23 protein-coding genes are annotated in these 19026 nt (G+C 44.3%); 16 read left to right on the top strand and 7 right to left on the bottom strand.

Annotation, left to right across the window (positions count from 1 at the left end; all coding sequences use genetic code 11):
* Positions 1 to 216 precede the first annotated feature (216 nt).
* The 3 genes from H4I94_RS09260 to H4I94_RS09250 all read left to right on the top strand — a co-directional run bounded on the left by H4I94_RS09260 (position 217) and on the right by H4I94_RS09250 (position 1507).
* Positions 217 to 510, top strand: coding sequence for a cold shock domain-containing protein (locus H4I94_RS09260; protein WP_092818845.1), 294 nt, complete (start codon positions 217 to 219; stop codon positions 508 to 510).
* Between the two features lie 124 nt (positions 511 to 634).
* Positions 635 to 1369, top strand: a complete 735-nt coding sequence (locus H4I94_RS09255; protein ID WP_261182884.1) for a cold shock domain-containing protein — start codon at positions 635 to 637, stop codon at positions 1367 to 1369.
* 33 nt (positions 1370 to 1402) lie between these two features.
* Positions 1403 to 1507, top strand: a complete 105-nt coding sequence (locus H4I94_RS09250; protein WP_261182883.1) for an excalibur calcium-binding domain-containing protein — start codon at positions 1403 to 1405, stop codon at positions 1505 to 1507.
* 319 nt (positions 1508 to 1826) lie between these two features.
* Here the strand turns inward: H4I94_RS09250 and gigC are convergent, their stop codons facing one another.
* Complete coding sequence (gigC, locus tag H4I94_RS09245; protein ID WP_261182882.1) at positions 1827 to 2705, bottom strand: LysR family transcriptional regulator GigC; 879 nt, start codon at positions 2703 to 2705, stop codon at positions 1827 to 1829.
* 85 nt (positions 2706 to 2790) lie between these two features.
* Between gigC and H4I94_RS09240 the strand changes: the two genes are divergently transcribed.
* Positions 2791 to 3552 carry a ferredoxin--NADP reductase gene (locus H4I94_RS09240; protein ID WP_261182881.1) on the top strand — a complete coding sequence of 254 codons (762 nt, stop codon included), beginning with the start codon at positions 2791 to 2793 and terminating at the stop codon, positions 3550 to 3552.
* A gap of 147 nt (positions 3553 to 3699) precedes the next feature.
* On the opposite strand, the gene H4I94_RS09235 is transcribed toward H4I94_RS09240, so the two are convergent.
* Both H4I94_RS09235 and H4I94_RS09230 read right to left on the bottom strand, forming a co-directional pair.
* The gene (locus H4I94_RS09235) at positions 3700 to 4122 is read right to left on the bottom strand and encodes a hypothetical protein (protein ID WP_092818970.1); all 423 of its coding nucleotides are present in this window, start codon (positions 4120 to 4122) and stop codon (positions 3700 to 3702) included.
* Positions 4123 to 4281: 159 nt separating this feature from the next.
* Entirely contained in the window at positions 4282 to 4461 is a 180-nt protein-coding gene (locus H4I94_RS09230; protein ID WP_261182880.1) for a hypothetical protein, read from the bottom strand.
* A 139-nt stretch (positions 4462 to 4600) separates the two neighbouring features.
* Here H4I94_RS09230 and H4I94_RS09225 point away from each other — a divergent pair, with 139 nt between their 5' ends.
* From H4I94_RS09225 to H4I94_RS09210, 4 genes are all read left to right on the top strand, one after another.
* Positions 4601 to 4945 carry a hypothetical protein gene (locus H4I94_RS09225; RefSeq protein ID WP_092818839.1) on the top strand — a complete coding sequence of 115 codons (345 nt, stop codon included), beginning with the start codon at positions 4601 to 4603 and terminating at the stop codon, positions 4943 to 4945.
* A 224-nt stretch (positions 4946 to 5169) separates the two neighbouring features.
* Positions 5170 to 7110, top strand: coding sequence for a mechanosensitive ion channel (locus H4I94_RS09220; protein WP_261182879.1), 1941 nt, complete (start codon positions 5170 to 5172; stop codon positions 7108 to 7110).
* Between the two features lie 168 nt (positions 7111 to 7278).
* Complete coding sequence (locus tag H4I94_RS09215; protein ID WP_261182891.1) at positions 7279 to 7482, top strand: hypothetical protein; 204 nt, start codon at positions 7279 to 7281, stop codon at positions 7480 to 7482.
* A gap of 139 nt (positions 7483 to 7621) precedes the next feature.
* A complete protein-coding gene (locus H4I94_RS09210; protein WP_165493294.1) occupies positions 7622 to 7774 on the top strand; it encodes a hypothetical protein in 153 nt (50 codons plus the stop codon).
* A gap of 15 nt (positions 7775 to 7789) precedes the next feature.
* Here H4I94_RS09210 and H4I94_RS09205 read toward each other — a convergent pair whose 3' ends face one another.
* Positions 7790 to 8989 (bottom strand): NAD(P)/FAD-dependent oxidoreductase, encoded by a 1200-nt coding sequence (locus H4I94_RS09205; RefSeq protein WP_092818836.1) that lies wholly within the window; start codon positions 8987 to 8989, stop codon positions 7790 to 7792.
* Between the two features lie 54 nt (positions 8990 to 9043).
* Entirely contained in the window at positions 9044 to 9925 is an 882-nt protein-coding gene (locus H4I94_RS09200; RefSeq protein ID WP_261182890.1) for a 1-aminocyclopropane-1-carboxylate deaminase/D-cysteine desulfhydrase, read from the bottom strand.
* A 273-nt stretch (positions 9926 to 10198) separates the two neighbouring features.
* On the opposite strand from H4I94_RS09200, the gene H4I94_RS09195 reads away from it, so the two are divergent.
* From H4I94_RS09195 to H4I94_RS09175, 5 genes are all read left to right on the top strand, one after another.
* Complete coding sequence (locus H4I94_RS09195) at positions 10199 to 10387, top strand: NF038215 family lipoprotein (protein ID WP_261182878.1); 189 nt, start codon at positions 10199 to 10201, stop codon at positions 10385 to 10387.
* A 426-nt stretch (positions 10388 to 10813) separates the two neighbouring features.
* Positions 10814 to 11437: a LysE family translocator gene (locus H4I94_RS09190; protein ID WP_092818834.1), complete on the top strand. Its 624-nt coding sequence runs from the start codon at positions 10814 to 10816 to the stop codon at positions 11435 to 11437.
* Positions 11438 to 11588: 151 nt separating this feature from the next.
* Complete coding sequence (locus H4I94_RS09185) at positions 11589 to 11720, top strand: hypothetical protein (RefSeq protein WP_261182877.1); 132 nt, start codon at positions 11589 to 11591, stop codon at positions 11718 to 11720.
* A 120-nt stretch (positions 11721 to 11840) separates the two neighbouring features.
* Positions 11841 to 12284, top strand: a complete 444-nt coding sequence (locus H4I94_RS09180; RefSeq protein ID WP_261182876.1) for an ABZJ_00895 family protein — start codon at positions 11841 to 11843, stop codon at positions 12282 to 12284.
* Between the two features lie 72 nt (positions 12285 to 12356).
* The gene (locus H4I94_RS09175; protein ID WP_261182875.1) at positions 12357 to 13265 is read left to right on the top strand and encodes a TIGR01777 family oxidoreductase; all 909 of its coding nucleotides are present in this window, start codon (positions 12357 to 12359) and stop codon (positions 13263 to 13265) included.
* Here the strand turns inward: H4I94_RS09175 and thiO are convergent.
* Positions 13251 to 14375: a glycine oxidase ThiO gene (gene thiO, locus H4I94_RS09170; protein ID WP_261182874.1), complete on the bottom strand. Its 1125-nt coding sequence runs from the start codon at positions 14373 to 14375 to the stop codon at positions 13251 to 13253. The two genes, H4I94_RS09175 and thiO, sit on opposite strands and share 15 nt — an antisense overlap.
* Positions 14376 to 14393: 18 nt before the next feature.
* Complete coding sequence (hemB, locus tag H4I94_RS09165; protein WP_092818830.1) at positions 14394 to 15407, bottom strand: porphobilinogen synthase; 1014 nt, start codon at positions 15405 to 15407, stop codon at positions 14394 to 14396.
* Positions 15408 to 15509: 102 nt separating this feature from the next.
* Between hemB and H4I94_RS09160 the strand changes: the two genes are divergently transcribed.
* The 3 genes from H4I94_RS09160 to H4I94_RS09150 all read left to right on the top strand — a co-directional run bounded on the left by H4I94_RS09160 (position 15510) and on the right by H4I94_RS09150 (position 18976).
* Complete coding sequence (locus tag H4I94_RS09160) at positions 15510 to 16010, top strand: thioesterase family protein (RefSeq protein WP_131273655.1); 501 nt, start codon at positions 15510 to 15512, stop codon at positions 16008 to 16010.
* 278 nt (positions 16011 to 16288) lie between these two features.
* Positions 16289 to 17440: an HlyD family efflux transporter periplasmic adaptor subunit gene (locus tag H4I94_RS09155; RefSeq protein WP_261182872.1), complete on the top strand. Its 1152-nt coding sequence runs from the start codon at positions 16289 to 16291 to the stop codon at positions 17438 to 17440.
* A 6-nt stretch (positions 17441 to 17446) separates the two neighbouring features.
* Positions 17447 to 18976 carry a DHA2 family efflux MFS transporter permease subunit gene (locus tag H4I94_RS09150; protein ID WP_261182871.1) on the top strand — a complete coding sequence of 510 codons (1530 nt, stop codon included), beginning with the start codon at positions 17447 to 17449 and terminating at the stop codon, positions 18974 to 18976.
* Positions 18977 to 19026: the final 50 nt, after the last annotated feature.

The raw sequence follows: 19026 nt of genomic DNA, 5'->3' as shown, positions 1-19026 counted from the left end.
AAATCCTGTCGCACAACAGGTTTAATTAGCTCATGAAATACGGTATTCTGATGTGACAAAACCTGAATCCTGGTCGTTAAAGTGTTTGTTTGCACTCATATTTTAACTGTTAGGACTCAGGTTTTTTTATTTAAAGCAAACTATGGGACAGCAGTGGCTTCATGCCTCTTTTTTTATATACTGTAGACATGGCATTTTTTAGCATAGGGCAGCAGCATGAAAAATGAAGTATATCAGGGGAAGATCAAGAAGTATGACCCTGAAAAAGGCTTTGGTTTTATTGGTTCGGCTGAAGGGGATATTTTCTTTCATATTTCAGATTTCCCTGCGGCAGAAGGTGAACCGAAACGTAATGAACGGGTAAAGTTTGTAGCTGTGAAGAATGGCGACAAGTACAAGGCCGTTCGCATAGAGCGCGTTGCAGATCATTCAGCAAAAGCGAAAAAATCAAAAGTATCGACGCATAATCAGTCGATTACATCTGCCTTGTTGTCAAATTTTCGAGGCTGAATATTCCAGTTTTTTAGTTCAGCATGAGAATGTTCCGGGTTACTTTTGACGATAATCGGAAAAGAGGCTTTTTAGCCTCTTTTTTATTATAATAAGAAAAAATATAAATGAAAAAGAGTGTTTTATGTTGCTTCAGGGGAAAGTCAAAACCTATAACGCAGAGCGCGGTTTTGGATTTATTGCAGTACAGGAAGGGGAAGTGAAGGACATTTTCTTTCACATTAAAGATGTTCCCCAGAGCAGTGTCGAACCTAAAGTAGGGGAGAGCTTAAAATTTATTATTGTGGAAGATGACGGCAAGTTCAAAGCCGATCGTATTGTGCGACTGGACCTGCAGTCTGCCTCAGCGGATAGCATGCCGGTCAAGCCGGAAGGCAGAAAAAAGAAGACGGCTTCACCACGTTATAATAAAGCTTCACAGAAAGGCCGAATCCTGTCCGGCATTGTCCTGATCATTTTGGCAGGGCTTGCTGTGATCGGTTATGGTCAATATCAGGATTATCGCACCGCAGAGCAGCTGAAAGCACAACAATTGATTATAGAGCAGCAGCGTATTGTGTCAGAACAGCGTGAAGCGCTGGGAGATTTACCCGAAGCGGTATTGTCGGAGCAAGGGCAGCGTAATCTGGCGGGTGAAACTTACAATACCACTAGACCGCGCTCGGAAAAAATTAGTGCCAGTATTGATCAGCAAAATGGCGTGAGGCTGGCAACAGCACAATTTAAATGTGATGAACGGCAGCATTGCAGTCAAATGAGCTCAAGAGCAGAAGCTGTGTGGTATGTGCAAAACTGTCCCAATCATAAAATGGATGGTGACGGTGACGGCATACCGTGTGAAAATGATTCACGCTGGTAATAAAAAAGCGCCATTTAGGCCACTGCTGTCCNAATGAGCTCAAGAGCAGAAGCTGTGTGGTATGTGCAAAACTGTCCCAATCATAAAATGGATGGTGACGGTGACGGCATACCGTGTGAAAATGATTCACGCTGGTAATAAAAAAGCGCCATTTAGGCCACTGCTGTCCCATAATTTGAATTTTATTTCAGTATCGAATCAATATGATGATATTTTAAATTTAAGTATTTGATATTTAATTTTTCACAGCCTTGTCTTTTCTTTAAAAGTTGAGGTAACTTTGTGTAGGCTAAACCCTACTTTTGACAGACCAAAAGTAGGCAAAAGTCTTTATTCCCCATACACGACATCCTGTCGTGATGGGGAATGTGTGGCATCCTTGCCACACTCACGAATCTAATACCTGGGATTCAACTATGGGACAGCAGTGCCATTTAGGCGCTTTTTTTAATATTTTTTATTCTTCACAGAATTTCATAAAGGCTTTTAGACCAGGTCCCTGATATTTTTGACGATGCACCAACATGAATAAAGGACGGGTCAGCTGCCAGAAAGGGGTGTCTAAAATGACCAGCTGACCTTTTTCACGTAAAGGTTCAATGGCGAGTTTAGAAATACAGGACATGCCTAAACCGCCAGCCACAATTTTAAGAATCGCTTCATTATGACCGAGTGTTAAACGGATATTGGCATCTGGAAGGTCTTTTAAAATGGCATTGTCAAATACCTCACGGGTACCTGAACCTTCTTCACGTAAAATCCATTCGACATGGTCAAAATCTTTAGCGGTAATTGCGCGGTCCAGTTTTGCCAATGGATGCTCGGGTGAACAGCATACTGCCAGTTCATCGTCACGCCAGTGTATACATTGCAACTGTGGAAGATGACATGAACCTTCAATCAAGGCTAAATCCAGCTGGAACTGGTTCACGGCTTCAATCATCTGACGGGTATTGCCGACTTGCAACTGCAGATGTGCTTGCGGCTGAATTTGCAGAAAGTTCGCCATCAGGTCGGGCATCAGGTAATCACTAATGGTTAAGGTTGCTCCTAGGCGCAGGTCAATACTTTGCAATTCACCTTTGGCCGCCTGTTCAAAAGCTTCGCAGCGACCTAAAATTTCCAGCGCTTGCGGAAGTAAGAAACGACCTAAATCATTGAGTTGTAGGCGTTTACCGAGACGGTCAAACAGTGGAGCACCCAAGCCATCTTCCAAATCCGCTAAAGCCATACTTGCAGCACTTTGCGTGAGCTTAACGGCATCGCTGGCTTTGGTTACTGTGCCTTCTTGTGCGACTGCTACAAAAACAGCCAACTGGCGTAAGGTCATGCGCATGAATAGAGCCTTAACATTTAAAAAATATTAATAAATTATGTGGTCATGCTACCATGAGCACAGTCTTTCATGCCACGCTGAAATCATGTCAATTGAAAAATTTAGCTTAGAAAAAGTTTTATCTGTACACCGCTGGACCAATACCTTATTCAGTTTTACCATGACTCGACCTGCGCATTTTAAATTTACCGCAGGTCAGTTTGCACGTATTGGCCTAAAAGTAGGCGATGAACTGGTGGTGCGGGCTTATTCTGTGGTGTCATCGCCCTTTGATGAAACCTTGGAATTCTTTTCAATTGTCGTGCCGGACGGGGCATTCACCTCTAACCTGCAACATCTACAAGTGGGTGATGGGCTGTACCTGGAAAAAATCCCCTATGGTTTTTTAACCTTGGCACGTTATCAGCTTCCTTTGCCGCATGACTTGTGGCTACTCGCCACTGGCACAGGTTTGGCACCATTTATTTCCATGCTGCAAGACTTTGAAACCTGGTCGAAATATCAAAAGATCAATCTGGTCTATAGTGTACGTACTGAAGCCGAACTGGCTTATGTCGAGCGTATTCAGGAAATAGCTGAAACCTTTGGTGAAGGGCATACGGGCTTTAAATTTGTCCCGATTATTACCCGTGACCCCCATGCAGCCTTGCATGACCGTTTACCGGTACTGATTGAAAATGGTGAACTGGAAAAAGTGGTGGGACTGCAATTAAATGTAGACACCAGCCATGTCATGCTTTGCGGTAACCCGCAAATGGTGGAAGACACCAAAGAAGCATTAAAAGCACGTGGCTTGAAAATGAACCGCCGTGGTGAAGGTAATATTGCGGTGGAGAATTATTGGTAAGTGACTTGAGGTAAAAGGAGGAGTTGGGGAAATTCAATCAGATGTAAATCATCTAAAAACTAATCCCTCCCGACCTCCCTTTAAAAAAGGGAGGAGATTTAGTCACAAAAAAAACCTCCAATGAGGAGGTTTTTTATGATCACTAGTTTAGTGAACAAACATATCAATAAATTCACGGATTTCCTGAATGGCAGTATCCACATCACTGGTCAGCCAGGTGGGTTCAAAAATCCCTGCATAATATTCAAGCCGTTCTTGGGGAACCACCAGACGGATCGGACATTCTTCTTCCAGTAAGCGCCAAGGAATAATGGGCACTTCATTGTCTATAAACGGGGCAATATTGCGAATGTCAATTACCATGGCATTGATGCATTCAGGAAACGGCATCACAGAAAATTCTTCGGTACGGCGACGGAAATATTCCAGATCACCCCATTTAAGCACGTAACTCGGCTTATTAAATTCAATAATCCCAATGAGATGTCCATCACGAGTGTAATGCAAACAACATTGATGAGTGACGTCAGTGTCCAAATCAAGCGTTACAGATTGCTGACGATACGCCATAAAGTTAAGCAGCATGAAAAACGAGGTGGATAATTATAGCTCATTTTAAGCCTTTCAGCACCTAAAGCATGCTTCATCCTGAAAGCTCAGCCAAGTTTAAAAAATCGGTTAATTTTCCTATTTTAAAAACCGTAACTTAAACTCCTTTCCTCTGCATGGTTAAAATTTTGCTGGGGCTTCAATTAAAATAACAGTGTCTTGTTCCACATATAAAAATGGAATAACAGTCCCATAGACTGCGATAAAGGCAACAGCAGCAGTAACTTTAAAAGAGCTATAGAAAAGAATGACAGCCTGACTGGAAATTGAATCGACACACCCTTCTTGCCTTAAACACATTTAAACAACTGCTTTCTGAACTGCTGTTTTTTAAGTGAAAATTACAAGTCTTCACCATGTCACTATGCTTTTATACATAACTGATCAGGAAATATAGTTAATATAAATACATGGAATGAAATAAAAGAGGGGAAAAAACATGACACATGATTTTAATAAACCGCCTCATGTTACGAGTGAAGAAGAAAGATCTCAAAAAAAACGTTTGCCAGTGTATATCCTTCTTCTTGTAGGGGTGTTCTTCATTGCCGTACTGGTTTACATGTTTGCCTATACTAAACCGGAATCACAAGATGCTCCTCCAGGGCATCCTGACCCCACTGTCCAACCTGCCACACCAAACAATACCGCGACTACCGGCACTGCAACAGCAACCGATGAAGCCGTTGCTACAGATGCCGATACTGTAACAGAACCGGGTGAAAAAAGTGCAATAGGTGAGGCGACCGATAATGTCGGTATCGGCCGAGGAAACAGCAACTAAACGCATAATCTCAATGTCATTTTTTAAAGCTCTGGTCTGAAAGGATTGGAGCTTTTTGCAATCTAATGTGCGCTTTTGTTGTATTTATGCTGGTTTGTATTGAAGAAAAAATAATCGAATTCTAATGTGTTCTTAACGTCATCATTTTAGGTTGAGCTGAGCCAACATAACCCAGTTATTCATCTGTAGAAATTCAATAAGTAATAACAAGAGGACATGACAATATGAATGAGTATTTTTCTGGAGGCCCTAGAGGGGGTGAATTTGATGCGATGTACTATTGGAATCAGTTTCATCCTATTCTCGCTGCCATCGCCATTTTAATCATAGGTTGGATTGTTGCCCTTATTATTGCGGCAGGAATTAAAAAAGTTTTACAAAAGCTTGGAACAAATCAAAGACTTTCTGGAGCGACAGGACATCGCTCAAATGTTGAAAATATCATTTCGCGTATCATCTTCTGGATTGTAATGATCATTGCCGTCATAGGCGCGTTGAATGTGCTGAATCTCACCAGCGTGAGCGGGCCATTCAGCAATATGATCCAGCAATTCCTGTTGTTTATTCCTCAACTTTTAGCAGCTATTGCGGTCGGTTTTATTGGCTGGATTGTTGCGAATCTGGTCAAAATGGGACTGCAAAAACTGTTGGACCGAACTGAACTGGATGAAAAGTTAAGTGCTGATGTGGGTGTCAGCCCAATAAGCCAGAACATTAGTGACATTGTTTATTGGCTGATTTTATTATTATTCTTGCCAATTGTACTGTCTATTCTGGGCTTAACCGGATTGCTTGCTCCAGTACAGAACATGGTGAATGAAGTTGTCTCATTCTTGCCGAATATCTTTATTGCCGCTGTGATCGTATTTGTCGGTTATATTCTGGCAAAAATTGTACGCGGTATTGTCGAAGGTCTGGTGGGCAGTTTAAATCTTCAGCAGCATGCCCAGAAAATCGGGATGTTTAAAAATTCCAATCTGCCCCAGGTACTCGGCTCATTTGTCTTTGCGATTATTATTATTACTGCCCTGATTATTGGCTTTGAAGCACTGGGTGTTGAAGCGATTTCACAACCGGCCACGGCCATGTTGTATGAAATCATGAATGCCATTCCACATATTATTGCAGCTGCCCTGATTCTTATTCTGGCGTATGTGGTGTCACGCTTTGTGGCTAAACTGGTGGTGGACATTGTATCTGGGACAGGTGTAGATGAAATTCCTGCCAAAATGGATGCACAACGCTTTTTAGGCACAACTAAAGTATCGTCAATTATTGGTTATCTGATTGTGTTCTTTACCATGCTGTTTGCGGTATCTGAAGCAGCAAACCGGCTTGGTTTTGAACAGATTAGTGTACTGATTTCAATGTTTATTCAATTTGGTGCCAATATCTTGCTGGGTGCAGTCATCCTGATGATTGGATTCTGGCTGGCAAATCTGGTCGCCAAGGTAATTGGCCGAGGTGAATATGTCAGTTCACGCTGGCTGGCAAATCTGGTTCGTATATTGATTATGGGCTTGGTGATTGCCATGGGCTTGCGTGCAATGGGTATTGCCGATTCCATCGTCAATCTGGCTTTCGGCTTAACTTTGGGTGCTGTCGCCGTTGCCTTCGCATTGGCCTTTGGTTTAGGTGGGCGCGATCCGGCACAACGTGTCTTGACCGACTTGATTGATAAATGCAAAAAAGAGGCGAAGCAGCCTAATCCCTTGCGTCAGGACAATTCGGACCGAATCAGTTCAGGGCAGAGTTCAAGCTCAGTTTCCGCCCAGGCAGCACGTGAATTTACTGAACATGGCACGGAAAATTCAAAACCAGGTCCTGATGCATCGGTGGATAAATCTTCTGAACTGGAAATGGATGGGGGAGCAGCACCTGCTTCTGATCCGGCAAAACCGATTGCCGAGTCTCACTTTCCAGGAGCTGATCAAAAAAATGTTTCGACTCCGGGTTTATCCAATCCAACTCCTGCTTCATTAACCACGGCACCACAAGAGGCACAAAAACCTGATCCAGATCAGAGTGTTCCGGATTCTATCCGCGTTGATTCTAAACACCCGCCAGAAAATAATCCTTTTGGATCTACAGGTGAGGCAGAATCTGATGTTGATCTTCACAGCAACACAGACAAAAATAATCCTAAGCCCAAAGATGACCAATAACTATTGCGGAAAGCAATAGGTCATATATTGCACAAACAAAGCGCTGCTTTGTTTGTGCACAACAGATGGGCATGCTTTTTGCTGCTCTATTATTAAGAAGCAGTCAGTAAGATGACCAGATTTTCTATTGCAAGCCTGAGATCCGTTAAAATATGCATTGTCAAAATTATGAACGGATCGTCAACAGACCCTAATCCTGAACAGGAGAGCAAAAAGAGTAAAAGAGAACCGAATAAGTTTCTTGCACCAATTGTGATCGCAGGTATAACAGTTGGGTTTCTTATGAGTGCATATAAATTTATATTTGCCAAACTTAAAGTTGAACATCAACAGAAAAAACCAGAATATCGAGAAAATTTAGATAAAAAATAATCAATAAATGCTCGATTGTTGGCATGTATTATGCTAAATATAATTGTAATATTTAAAGAATATAAAGACTTAGTTTTAATATTCTTGAAATATTCATCATTCTATACTGGGACGTATAAATAATTATTGAGGGGAAATTATGATGTTAGTTAAAAAACTTTTAGGTTTAGTCGGGCAAGCATTTCAACAAGACTGCCAACATACACAAGCAGTTGCAAAGATGGATCAAGCAATTGTGCGTATGCAGCAGAAGCAGAATATTGAAATTTTACGTACGGATTATTTAGAATAATTCAGTTGCAATGGATTAAACATACTGCGATGCGGCATGTGCAGACGCCCATGCCCATTGAAAATTAAAACCACCTAAATGACCCGACACATCCAGAACCTCACCGACAAAGTACAAGCCTTTCTGTTTTTTGCTTTCCATGGTCTTGGATGATACTTCAGTGGTATCAACACCGCCCAAGGTCACTTCCGCAGTCCGGTAGCCTTCGGTTCCTGAGGGTTTTACTTCAAAATGATGCAGGCGCTTGGCGACCTGTTCCAGTTTATCATCGCTCAAATTACCGATCGCTGTGTCGGCAAATTCTGCCCAGATCAGATTTTGCAGTTCCAGTACCACACTTTTTGGCAGATGCTCATTTAACAAGGTGCGTAGCAACACTTTGGGCTGGCTGGATTTCTTGGCTTTAAAGAAATCTGTCAGATCAAGATTAGGCAGGAAATTGATGGTAAAACTTTGGCCGACATTCCAGTAGTTGGACAACTGTAATGAACTTGGGCCACTTAAACCGCGATGGGTAAACAGCAGGGCTTCGGTAAAACTGTTTAAATCATTCGACAGGGTAGCATCGACGGCATTACCGCTTAAACGGGTGGTCACCTCTTTAAACTGGTCGGAAAAAGTAAAGGGCACCAGGCCTGCACGGGTCGGGTGCACATGATGGCCGAACTGTTTGGCAATGTCATAACCAATCCCTGAGCCGCCCAGCGTCGGTACAGACAAACCGCCCGTTGCCACAACGACAGATTCAGCCTGGAAATAACCTAGAGTAGTTGCAACCTGAAAACCTTGATCATCTATAGCGGTAACCGCTTTGACTTCACAGCTGGTTTTAATGTCGACTAGGCCGGTTTTGTCACATTCAGCCAGCAGCATGGCCAAAATTTCCTTAGCTCCGTTTAAGGTAAATAACTGACCGTGTTTACGTTCTTCATATTCAATGCCATGTTCACAGACCAGACCAATAAAGTCCCAGTTGGTATAGCGGCTTAAGGCCGAGATTACGAAGTGCGGGTTATGTGAAATGTAGTTTTCAGGCTCGACGTACAGATTGGTAAAATTACATTTACCGCCACCTGACATCAGGATTTTTTTGCCCACCTTGTTGGCTTTTTCCAGTACTAAAACTTTACGGCCACGCTGGGCTGCCATAAATGCCAACATCAGACCTGATGCACCTGCACCTAAAACAATGACATCATACTGATTTGTAGACATGAGTAACCCGTGGGAGATAAAAGCAGGGCATTATAGACAATTTTGCGCTCAATTTCAGGATAGATATTCATCTCTATGCCGACCTTGCAAGCCGCCCGTATGAATGACCAAAATTCGTGAACCTTGCGGGAAGTAATTTTGCTGAATTAAACCCATCAGTCCGTACATCATTTTAGCGGTATAAACCTGTTCTAAAGGAATGCGGTGCTCGGCTTCGAAGGACTGCATAAACTGTAACAGCGCCGGCGTGGTTTTGGCATAACCACCACAGCAGTAGGCATCGGTGATTTTCCAGTTTTTCTTCGTCGTCCATTGCTCGACCTCCGACTTTAAAAAATCGCCTTTTAAGGCCGAAAAACCCAGCACGCTCTGATGGGCTGCACTTGCCTCAATCAGCCCTGAAATGGTGCCACCTGTTCCAACCGCACAGCAGATCACGTCATAGTTGTGCCGGTCTTCGGTTGTTAAAATTTCCTTGCAGCCTTGAATGGCCAGCGTGTTCGTTCCACCTTCGGGAATGAGGTAATGCTCCGGATAGTGCTGTTTTAAGGCGGCCAGATATTCAGGCTGATCTTTTTGCCGGTACTGTTCACGTGAAACAAAATGCAGTTGCATACCCAATTGCTGCGCCGTGGCCAAGGTAGGGTTGAGCGTTTTATCTTTGAGTTCTTCCCCCCGGATCATGCCTACACTGGCAAAGCCAAACAGATGCGCTGCATAAGCGGTGGCAGCAATATGATTGGAATAGGCACCGCCAAAAGTCAGGACTTTTTTAAACCCTTGCTGCTGTGCTTCCTGAAAGTTGTATTTCAGTTTAAAAAACTTGTTGCCGGAAATTTGTGGATGAATCTGATCCAAACGCTTCACGGTCACAGTCACGGGGGCATCCAGTCTTAGCTTTTGGTAAGTCACTGACTGGGCAATAGGGTCAAACATTTCATCATGATCCATCAATATGAGACTGCATTGTACGTAAAATAAAATGATTTATGGCACGCTGTTTTCGTCAGGATCATCACAGCGATATTTCAATATCAGGCAGGACCTGAAAATAATGCCTGATGATTTTTGCTCTTGCGCATATTTACACAGGGCTTATTTGTAAATATATCTTAAATAATTGAATTAAAATTATAAAAATAATGATTGAAAAATACTCATTAGTGTTAATCTAAAAGTTAGAACAATGATGAAAAAAGAGGATATGTGATGAAGACGCTATCCGTGGGTTTATCGCTATGCATGTTACTGTTAATGACAGCTTGCGATGCCGAAAATGATTATAACAAGCCGAAAACAGCACGTACCATGATTATTGGTGGTGTACCTGTGCATGATCAGGATTACCAGCTTTCTCAACTGAATGCGCGTGAAATCCAGCCTGTTGCTCAAGAGTAAACCGAGCTGAAACCGATATTTAATCTCATGTTAAATCAAGCTCGACCTGCCAATTGGCAGGTCTGAATTTATATGTATCTAAAAAATTATTACTGAAATGATATGCGGATTTTTTGTCTGTTTGAGTACATTCATAAAAATATATGTATACAGCCAATTTCATTGTAACTGTAACGATCTTTTACCCTATAAACCTCTATTTTATATTCCTCCATATCTCTCGCTACGCAGAGCCATACTTGTGTTCATTTCATCCATTTTCTAATAAATGAGGGCTTTGATTGCCTGCTTAGTGATTTATTAGGCAATTGATTTAATTCTTGGTGAATGATGCGGTGAAATTCTGAAAAAGAGGTGAAATTCAGGGGGATATTCAGGCTTTTAAATTGTAAAATTGCCGCGGAATTAATTTCAGTAGGTGGACTTGTGGAATCATTTTGGATTTTGGGCTCAATTGCATTTGCCTTAATGCTAGGCGCAATGAGTCCTGGACCGACTTCGATTTATGTCGCTAAAAATTCAATTGCGATTTCACGTCGGCATGGTGTGTTTACCGCTTTAGGGACAGGCACAGGCGCTGCCATTTTTGGCCTGTTGGCTGTGCTTGGATTGCAGGCATTTTTATTGGCGGTGCCATCTGCTTATTTGGCTTTGAAAATTTGCGGCGGTTTATATTTGCTGTGGCTGGCGTTTAAAATTATTAAACATGCCAAAACACCGATTGAATCTGGCCATGATTTACAGGCCCAAATGTCATTGCGCCGTGCATTCGCCACAGGCCTGATTACCCAGCTTTCCAATCCGAAAATTGCGATTGTGCTGGCCAGTATTTTTACCGCACTTTTACCCAAAGAAATTCCGACCTATTATTATTTTGTGTTGCCGCTACTGTGTTTCTTTATTGATGCAGGCTGGTGCTCACTGGTTGCAGTGGCCTTGTCGGCGGAAAAACCACGCCGTGTCTATTTAAAATTTAAAGCCGCTTTTGACCGTGCCGCAGGCGGGATCATGACGCTGTTGGGATTGAAGCTCATCTTTGGAATGAAGTAAATCACGGCATGGGTAAATCAATTTTGAATGGCTTACTCATTTGTTATTTTATAAAAACAGTGATTGATGCAAGAAGTGTATAGATCTATTCCCGGACTGAAACTTAAGATTAAAATAGAATGTAGAAAATAAAAGACCGACGATTCGAGTGATGATGAAATCGTCGGTCAAAAAATCTGTTGCAAGTTTTAGCTTGGGCTGCTGTTCCTCACTAAAACCTGAAACCAAGTTTATTGCTTTAGAAAAGTTCACCGAAAATATTGTGGATGCCGGTACAAATTAACGGTTTATGAACTTCGTACCCTATATAACGCAGCATTTTACAGATTGGTTGACAATAAAATGAAAAAAAACTCAATTTTTTTTATACTGATCATCTAAAAGTTGCTCATGCAGGCCTGTTGTGTCACTAACCCGATATTTTTTATGGTTTTTTTTCTTCTGTTTTATTTTTACCTGTATCTGCGGTGTATTGGCTGCTTTATTGCCAACCGGCATGGGCGGCATTCTGACCATCGTGCCTTATTTAACGGCCATGATTTTGGTGCTGTATAAGTTTTTAAAACAGCAACGACGCGCGCCAACCGCGCAAGAACAAAAAAAAATCACCTTGGGATTCAGCCTGATTTTCTGGGGCTATAACCTGGCCTTTTTATTGCTCGGCATTGTCCTTTTTGCCAAAAATGACCCCGAAGTCTGGCAGAATTTTCTTTTATATCTCAAAAATCCGAAATTTATGAGTATGGTGCTGATCATGGTCTTGCTGATTGCCATTCCGCTGTATCTTTTGACCTATTGGTTTTACGGCAAACAGGCACAGCGCATGGCGCAAAAAATGTTTGGCTAAACGAAACGGATGTAGGCTTGAGTTTTATACCGTCTTGATCTATAGATAAGAAAAAACAGGCGAGATCCGAAAATGCAAAAAGCATGTGTCTTGATTACAGGCGGCAGTGGTTTTATCGGCTCGCATCTGCTGCCTTATTTGTTGGATCGGGATTATGCCGTGGTGGGGCTGACCCGCCAGAAAAATAAACGCTCAAATCATCCGGATCTCATCTGGATTCAGCATTTAGATGAACTGAAAACCGACCGCATTGATTACGTGATCAACCTGGCGGGTGAAAGCATTGGACAGGGACGCTGGACAGCCAAAAGAAAACAACAACTGATTGAAAGTCGGGTAGAAACCACGCAGCAGCTCTATCGCTACCTGGAAAAAAGACAGATTTTTCCAAAGCGGATTATTTCCGGTTCCGCCGTTGGCTATTACGGTATAGACCCGACTGAACAATGGTTAGAAACATGTACCGAACAGTCCGCACCCCAGTCCATTTTTATGTCGGAATTGTGCCAGTTGTGGGAGCAGGCTGCCCTCAGTTTTAGTCAGCAAAAAACCACGATTATTCGTCTTGGCATTGTGTTTGGGAAAAATGGCGGGATTCTGCCGCGCATGCTCTTGCCGATTAAACTGAATCTGGCGGGACAGATTGGACACGGGCGGCAACCCGTCGTGTGGGTGCATGTTCAGGATGTGCTGCGTGCCATCGAATTTTTAATGCTGCATGAAACTGAAGCACAAATATTTAATGTCGTGTCACCTGAAAAAGTCTCGCAAGCGCAGTTTGTCCAAACTGCTGCCCAGGTTTTAAAACGTAAACCGGTGTTCTCTTTACCAGCTTTCGTTTTGCGATGCATGCTGGGTGAGCAGTCACAACTGGTATTGAATGGCCAATATGTACAATCACAAGCACTCAAAAAGGCCGGTTTTGAGTTTAAATATCCGACCTTGAACAGCGCTTTGGAAGAGATATTAGTGCACCATTAACTCTGCTTCAGATTTGAGGCGTGCAGGGCTGTAAGCTGCCGGGTTTACGAGAGGAGTTTGGCCCAGCATCAGCTGTCTGAGCAATTGTGCAGAGGCGGGACCCATACACAAGCCATTACGGAAATGTCCGAAGTTGGCCCACACATTCTCCATCTCGGGTATTTTACCGACATAAGGGATACCGGTTGGGGAACCCGGTCTTAAACCGGCCCATTGTTTTTCGATGGGAAAATTAGCCAGTTCGGGTACCATCTCGAAACAGGCCTCCAGAATTTTCTGCTTGGTTGCTACTGTTGGGGTGGTGTCAAAACCACAATCCGCCATACTGGAACCACAGACCACATGACCGTCCAGACGTGGAATTAAATACATCACATCATTCATGCACATGGTCGGTAACCAGTTTGCCGGGGTTTTAAACAGCACCATCTGTCCCTGAACCGGACGAACTGGAATTTCCAGATCCAGTTGTTCAGACCAGCGCTGCGACCAGGCGCCAGTGGTGATTACAAACTGATCTGCATCATAAGTTTTGCCATTTTTAGCCTGTACAGACTGAACCTTGCCATTTTTGATATTGAACTGTTCAATCGGGCAGTGTTCGATAAATTCGACTTGTGGATGCTGTTTTAAATAGGCCACCATAGATTGCAGTAAGCGCGGGTTTCGAACATTGGCAATCTGGGGAAAATAAATGGCGTGTTGAAATTTGGAATCAATATAAGGATTCAGCTGTTCGATCTGTTCCTGTTGTAAATATTCACATTGCTGCATCGGTTCCTGAAACTGCTCGGCATAATTCAGACCGCTTTCAAAATCAGCTTCATCAAAAATCAGCATACCGCTTTCATGAATTTCAAAGTCAATGCCGGAAACAGGCTTTAACTTTTTGTTCCAGTCTAAATACAATTGCTTGCCATATTGCGCCAGCTGATTCACCGCGTGCGGATAGCGCCATGGATACATTGGGGAGAGAATCCCGCCACCGGCCCAGGAGGCAGCTTTTCCTGCCTGCTGCTGATCGAAAATCCTCACGGAACATCCCTGTTCCACCAGTTCTAAAGCAGACAGCAGACCGCTAATGCCCGCTCCAATAATGGCAATTTTCATCGCTTAGACCACAAATCCTTATTTCATGTCTTTCAGTTTAAGAGCCGCTTCTTCGGCAAAGTAGGTCCAGATGCCATCAGCACCGGCACGGCGGCAACTCATCAGGGATTCAATAATCACGCTGTCGGACAGCCAGCCATTTTGAATGGCACCGGCCAGCATGGCGTATTCACCACTGACCTGATACACGAATGTCGGAACCCCAAACGTGTCTTTCACTTCACGGACGATATCCAGATAAGGCATGCCCGGTTTGACAATCACCATGTCTGCACCTTCCTGAATATCCAGGGCAATTTCATGCAGCGCTTCGGCACGGTTGCCGATGTCCATCTGGTAATTGTACTTGTTGCCACCTTTCAGGTTTGTCGATGAACCGACGGCATCACGGAAGGGACCATAGAAGCTGGAGGCATATTTGGCTGAATAAGCCATGATATTGGTATAGATATGACCATTGGCTTCCAGCGCATGACGAATAGCACCAATCCGGCCATCCATCATGTCACTCGGTGCAACCACATCTGCACCGGCTTCGGCATGACTTAAGGCTTGTTTAATCAGACATTCTACCGTTTCATCATTTAGTACATAGCCGGTGTCATCAATGATGCCGTCCTGGCCATGCGTGGTATAGGGGTCTAAAGCGCCATCCGTGATCAGCACCATTTCTGGCAATTCTTTTTTTAGCAGGCGAACGGTATTTTGGACCAGACCATCCTCACGCCAGGCCGCTTCAGCGGACAGACTTTTATCTTCTTGTGGGGTAACAGGGAAGAGCGCTAATTTAGAAACGCCCAATTCCAGTAGACGTTCAGATTTTTTTAACAGCAGGTCGGCAGACAGACGCTGTACATTCGGCATGCTTGGAATGTCTTGGGTTTGGTTCTGCCCCGGAAGGACGAATACTGGGTAAATGAGATGATCGGTCGTCAGCTGGGTTTCACGTACCATGGCACGTAACTGGTCGTTTTTACGGATGCGGCGCATGCGGGTAGCGGGAAATGCTGGACGATTGAACGTATAGGTCATAACAATCTCAATGATCAGTATTAAACTTTGGCTATTGTAGCCCTAGAATATGTTTTTGGGTGATGTTTAACAGATTTTTATTCAATCAGGAAATTCGAGCGAATGGTAAACGAAAGAGAAAAAAGTTGGACCGGTCATATACATTTCGGCTCGAAAGTTGATATTGATGTACTGCTGAACCAGTTATGCAAGGCTTTTAACAAATCTCCTTTCTTTCAGCACAATGGCATGAACATGCGGGTGGTGGATGGGCAGATTGAGGCCCATATCGACATGCAGCCGTATATGATTGGCAATGTGGCATTCCAGATTTTGCATGGCGGCGTTGCGGCGACCATTTTGGACAGCATTGGCGGCATTGTGGCTATGGGGGAGCTGTACAAGAAAGCTACGCCTGATGATTTACCCGAGACCATTAAAAAGGTATCGCGTTTGGCAACAGTCGATATGCGGGTCGATTATCTCGCGCCGGGTCGTGGCAAGTCCTTTACCGCACATGCCGAAACTTTACGTTTAGGCCGTAAGGGGTGCACCATGCGCATGACTTTAGTGAATGATGAAAACAAACCGATTGCAACCGCAATTGCTTCTTATGCGTATTAAGTTTGTTTTAAGCCTGACAAGGTAAAAGAAGTAAAACCAAGAGCAATAATTCGGCATTGAATGAAAATTCGGTGCCGAATTTGTTTTCTAAACTGGCGAGTTACATTTTTATTCTCATATTATGAATTTTTACCATTAAAATTGGCAGTATAAAATTGAAAAAATGACTTTCTCATCGATATCATCTCAGGGCAACTCTTGTCTCTATGCCTGTAGCTTAACACTACAAGGCATTCAGGATGGCTGGTGACCAAGTTTGTTGGATTTAGGACATATTGATGACAGATGCTCAAAACACCCTGCCAGAAACAAAAAACGATGAACCCGTTTCAGATACGACCTTAAAAGCCAAGCGTAAAAAAGCCTTGGGTTTTGTCGCGCTGATTTTAATCATTGCCGTGATTTTGTATGCCGTCTGGACAGTATTTTTTAACCATTCTGTTGATACCGACAATGCCTATGTCGGGGCTGAAACAGCATCAATTACCTCCATGGTGACTGGACAGGTTGAACAGGTACTGGTGAGTGATACTCAAACGGTCAAAAAAGGTCAGCTGCTGGTTCGTGTTGATCAGCGCGATGCAGAAATTGCCCTGGCTACCGCCAAAGCGGAACTGGTCAAGGCGCAGCGTCAATACAAGCAGACGCAGGCCAATAGCAGCTCGCTGAATTCACAGATTTTTGTCAGTGATGATGCCATTCATAGTGCCGAAGCCAAAGTGGCCGAAGCCAAAGCAGAAATGGACAAGGCACAGGATGACTTAAGCCGTCGTGAAAAGCTCAGTGCCTCTGGTGCCATTTCTAAAGAAGAACTCAGCACTGCGCAAAGTGCATTGAATACCGCCAAAGCGGTTTATGCATCGGCTCAAGCCGGTTTGGCGCAAGCGAAATCTAGCCAAAAAGCCGCACAAAGCAACCTGGCGGCCAATGAAGCGCTGATTCGCGGTGCCGATGAAAATAGCACGCCTGATGTTTTGGTGGCACAGGCCAAATTAAAGCAGGCCTTGCTAGATCTGGCACGTACCGAAATCAAGGCACCTTTTGAGGGGGTGGTGACACGCCGTAATATTCAGGTCGGTCAGCGTGTGGCACCCGGCACAGTATTGATGATGGTGGTGCCGACCTCACAGCTGTATGTTGATGCCAACTTTAAAGAAAGCCAGCTGGAGAAAGTCCGTCCCGGTCAAAAAGCGGTGTTAACCTCTGACCTGTATGGCGATTCAGTTGAGTATCACGGCACGGTACAAGGTTTCTCTGGCGGAACTGGTTCTGCTTTTGCCCTGATTCCGGCACAAAATGCGACGGGTAACTGGATTAAGGTGGTTCAGCGCTTGCCGGTTCGCATCAAGCTTGATCCCAAAGAACTGGCTGAACATCCATTAAGGGTCGGCTTGTCCATGGAAGCGAAGATCGATTTGTCTTCGAAGTAGTCATGTATGAATAACTACGCTCCAATACCGAACTTGACTGGCGGCCGCTTGCTTCTGGCGGCATTTGTACTGGCCTTTGCCAACTTTATGGTCGTGCTGGACATGACCATTGCCAATGTCTCGGTTCCGCATATTACCGGCAGCCTTGCGGTTTCTGCATCGCAAGGGACCTGGGTCATTACCTCCTATGCCGTTGCCGAAGCCATTTGTGTGCCTTTAACCGGTTGGCTGGCGGGACGCTTTGGCACGGTCCGGATTTTTGTCATCAGCCTGTTCGGCTTTACCCTGTTTTCGGTGCTATGCGGTTTATCCACCAGCCTGGAAATGCTGGTATTTTGCCGGATTGGACAAGGCCTGTTTGGCGGGCCGATTATGCCGCTCAGTCAAACCCTGCTGATGCGTATTTTCCCGCCGGAGAAACAGTCGCAGGCCATGGGCATGTGGGCCATGACCACCGTGGTAGGACCCATTCTGGGGCCAATTCTGGGTGGTACCATTAGTGATAACTGGTCCTGGCACTGGATTTTCTTTATCAATATTCCGGTCGGGATTGGCTGTGCGCTCGCTGCGATGCGTTTGCTGAAATCTGCGGAAACAGCCACCAATACACTGAAAATTGATAGGGGCGGATTATTGCTGTTGATTTTATGGATTGGGGCATTGCAGCTGATGCTGGATTTAGGCCATGAGTATGACTGGTTTAATCATCCCTTTATTGTCATTTTGGCCATGATTGCCTTGATCGGGCTCATCGTTTTTACCATTTGGGAGCTTACCGAGCGTCATCCAGTGGTCAATATCCAGATCTTCAGATATCGTGGTTTTACCATTTCTGTCCTGGCACTGGCCTTTGGCTTTGGTGCTTTCTTTGGCAGTATCGTTATGATTCCACAGTGGTTACAGGTGAATCTGGGCTATACCGCCACCTGGGCAGGCTATCTGACCGCAACCATGGGTTTTGGCAGCTTGCTGATGTCGCCCATTGTGGCCAAACTGGCGACCAAATATGATCAGCGGGCTTTGGCCAGTTTTGGTTTGTGCCTGCTGGGCGGAGTAACCTTGATGCGGGCCTTCTGGACCACAGAAGCCGACTTTATGGCCTTGGCATTGCCGCAAATCTTGCAAGGCTTTGCCGTACCGTTCTTCTTTATTCCACTCTCGAATATGGCATTGGCTTCAGTGTTGCCACAGGAAATGGCTTCTGCCGCAGGGTTGATGAACTTCCTCAGAACCATGGCAGGGGCAATTGGTGCATCGATTGCGGTAACCCTGTGGGATGATCATGCAAAGGTGGCACGTAGTGAGATGGCAGGAAGCCTGCATGTGGATGAAGTGCAAAATACCCTGCTGCAAAGAGGAATGAGTCCAGAAAGCAGTTTGGCCTATATTTCGAGTCTGGTCGATAAAGAAGCCTCTACCTTATCTGCCAACCATGTGTTTTTAATTCTGGCGATGGTGTTTGTTTTTGCCGCGCTGATTATCTGGCTATGTCCAAGACCCAAAACCGGTGTCACCGGGGGTGGACATGCACATTAAGCAAAAACCGCTTTTCGAGGCGGTTTTTGCTTATCTGGGACTAACATTTG

The sequence above is a fragment of the Acinetobacter sp. T_3_1 genome (genome assembly GCF_025377055.1).
Taxonomy (GTDB): domain Bacteria; phylum Pseudomonadota; class Gammaproteobacteria; order Pseudomonadales; family Moraxellaceae; genus Acinetobacter; species Acinetobacter kookii.
The sequence above is the reverse complement of the archived record's forward strand: the minus strand, read 5'-3'. Positions and strand labels throughout refer to the sequence as shown.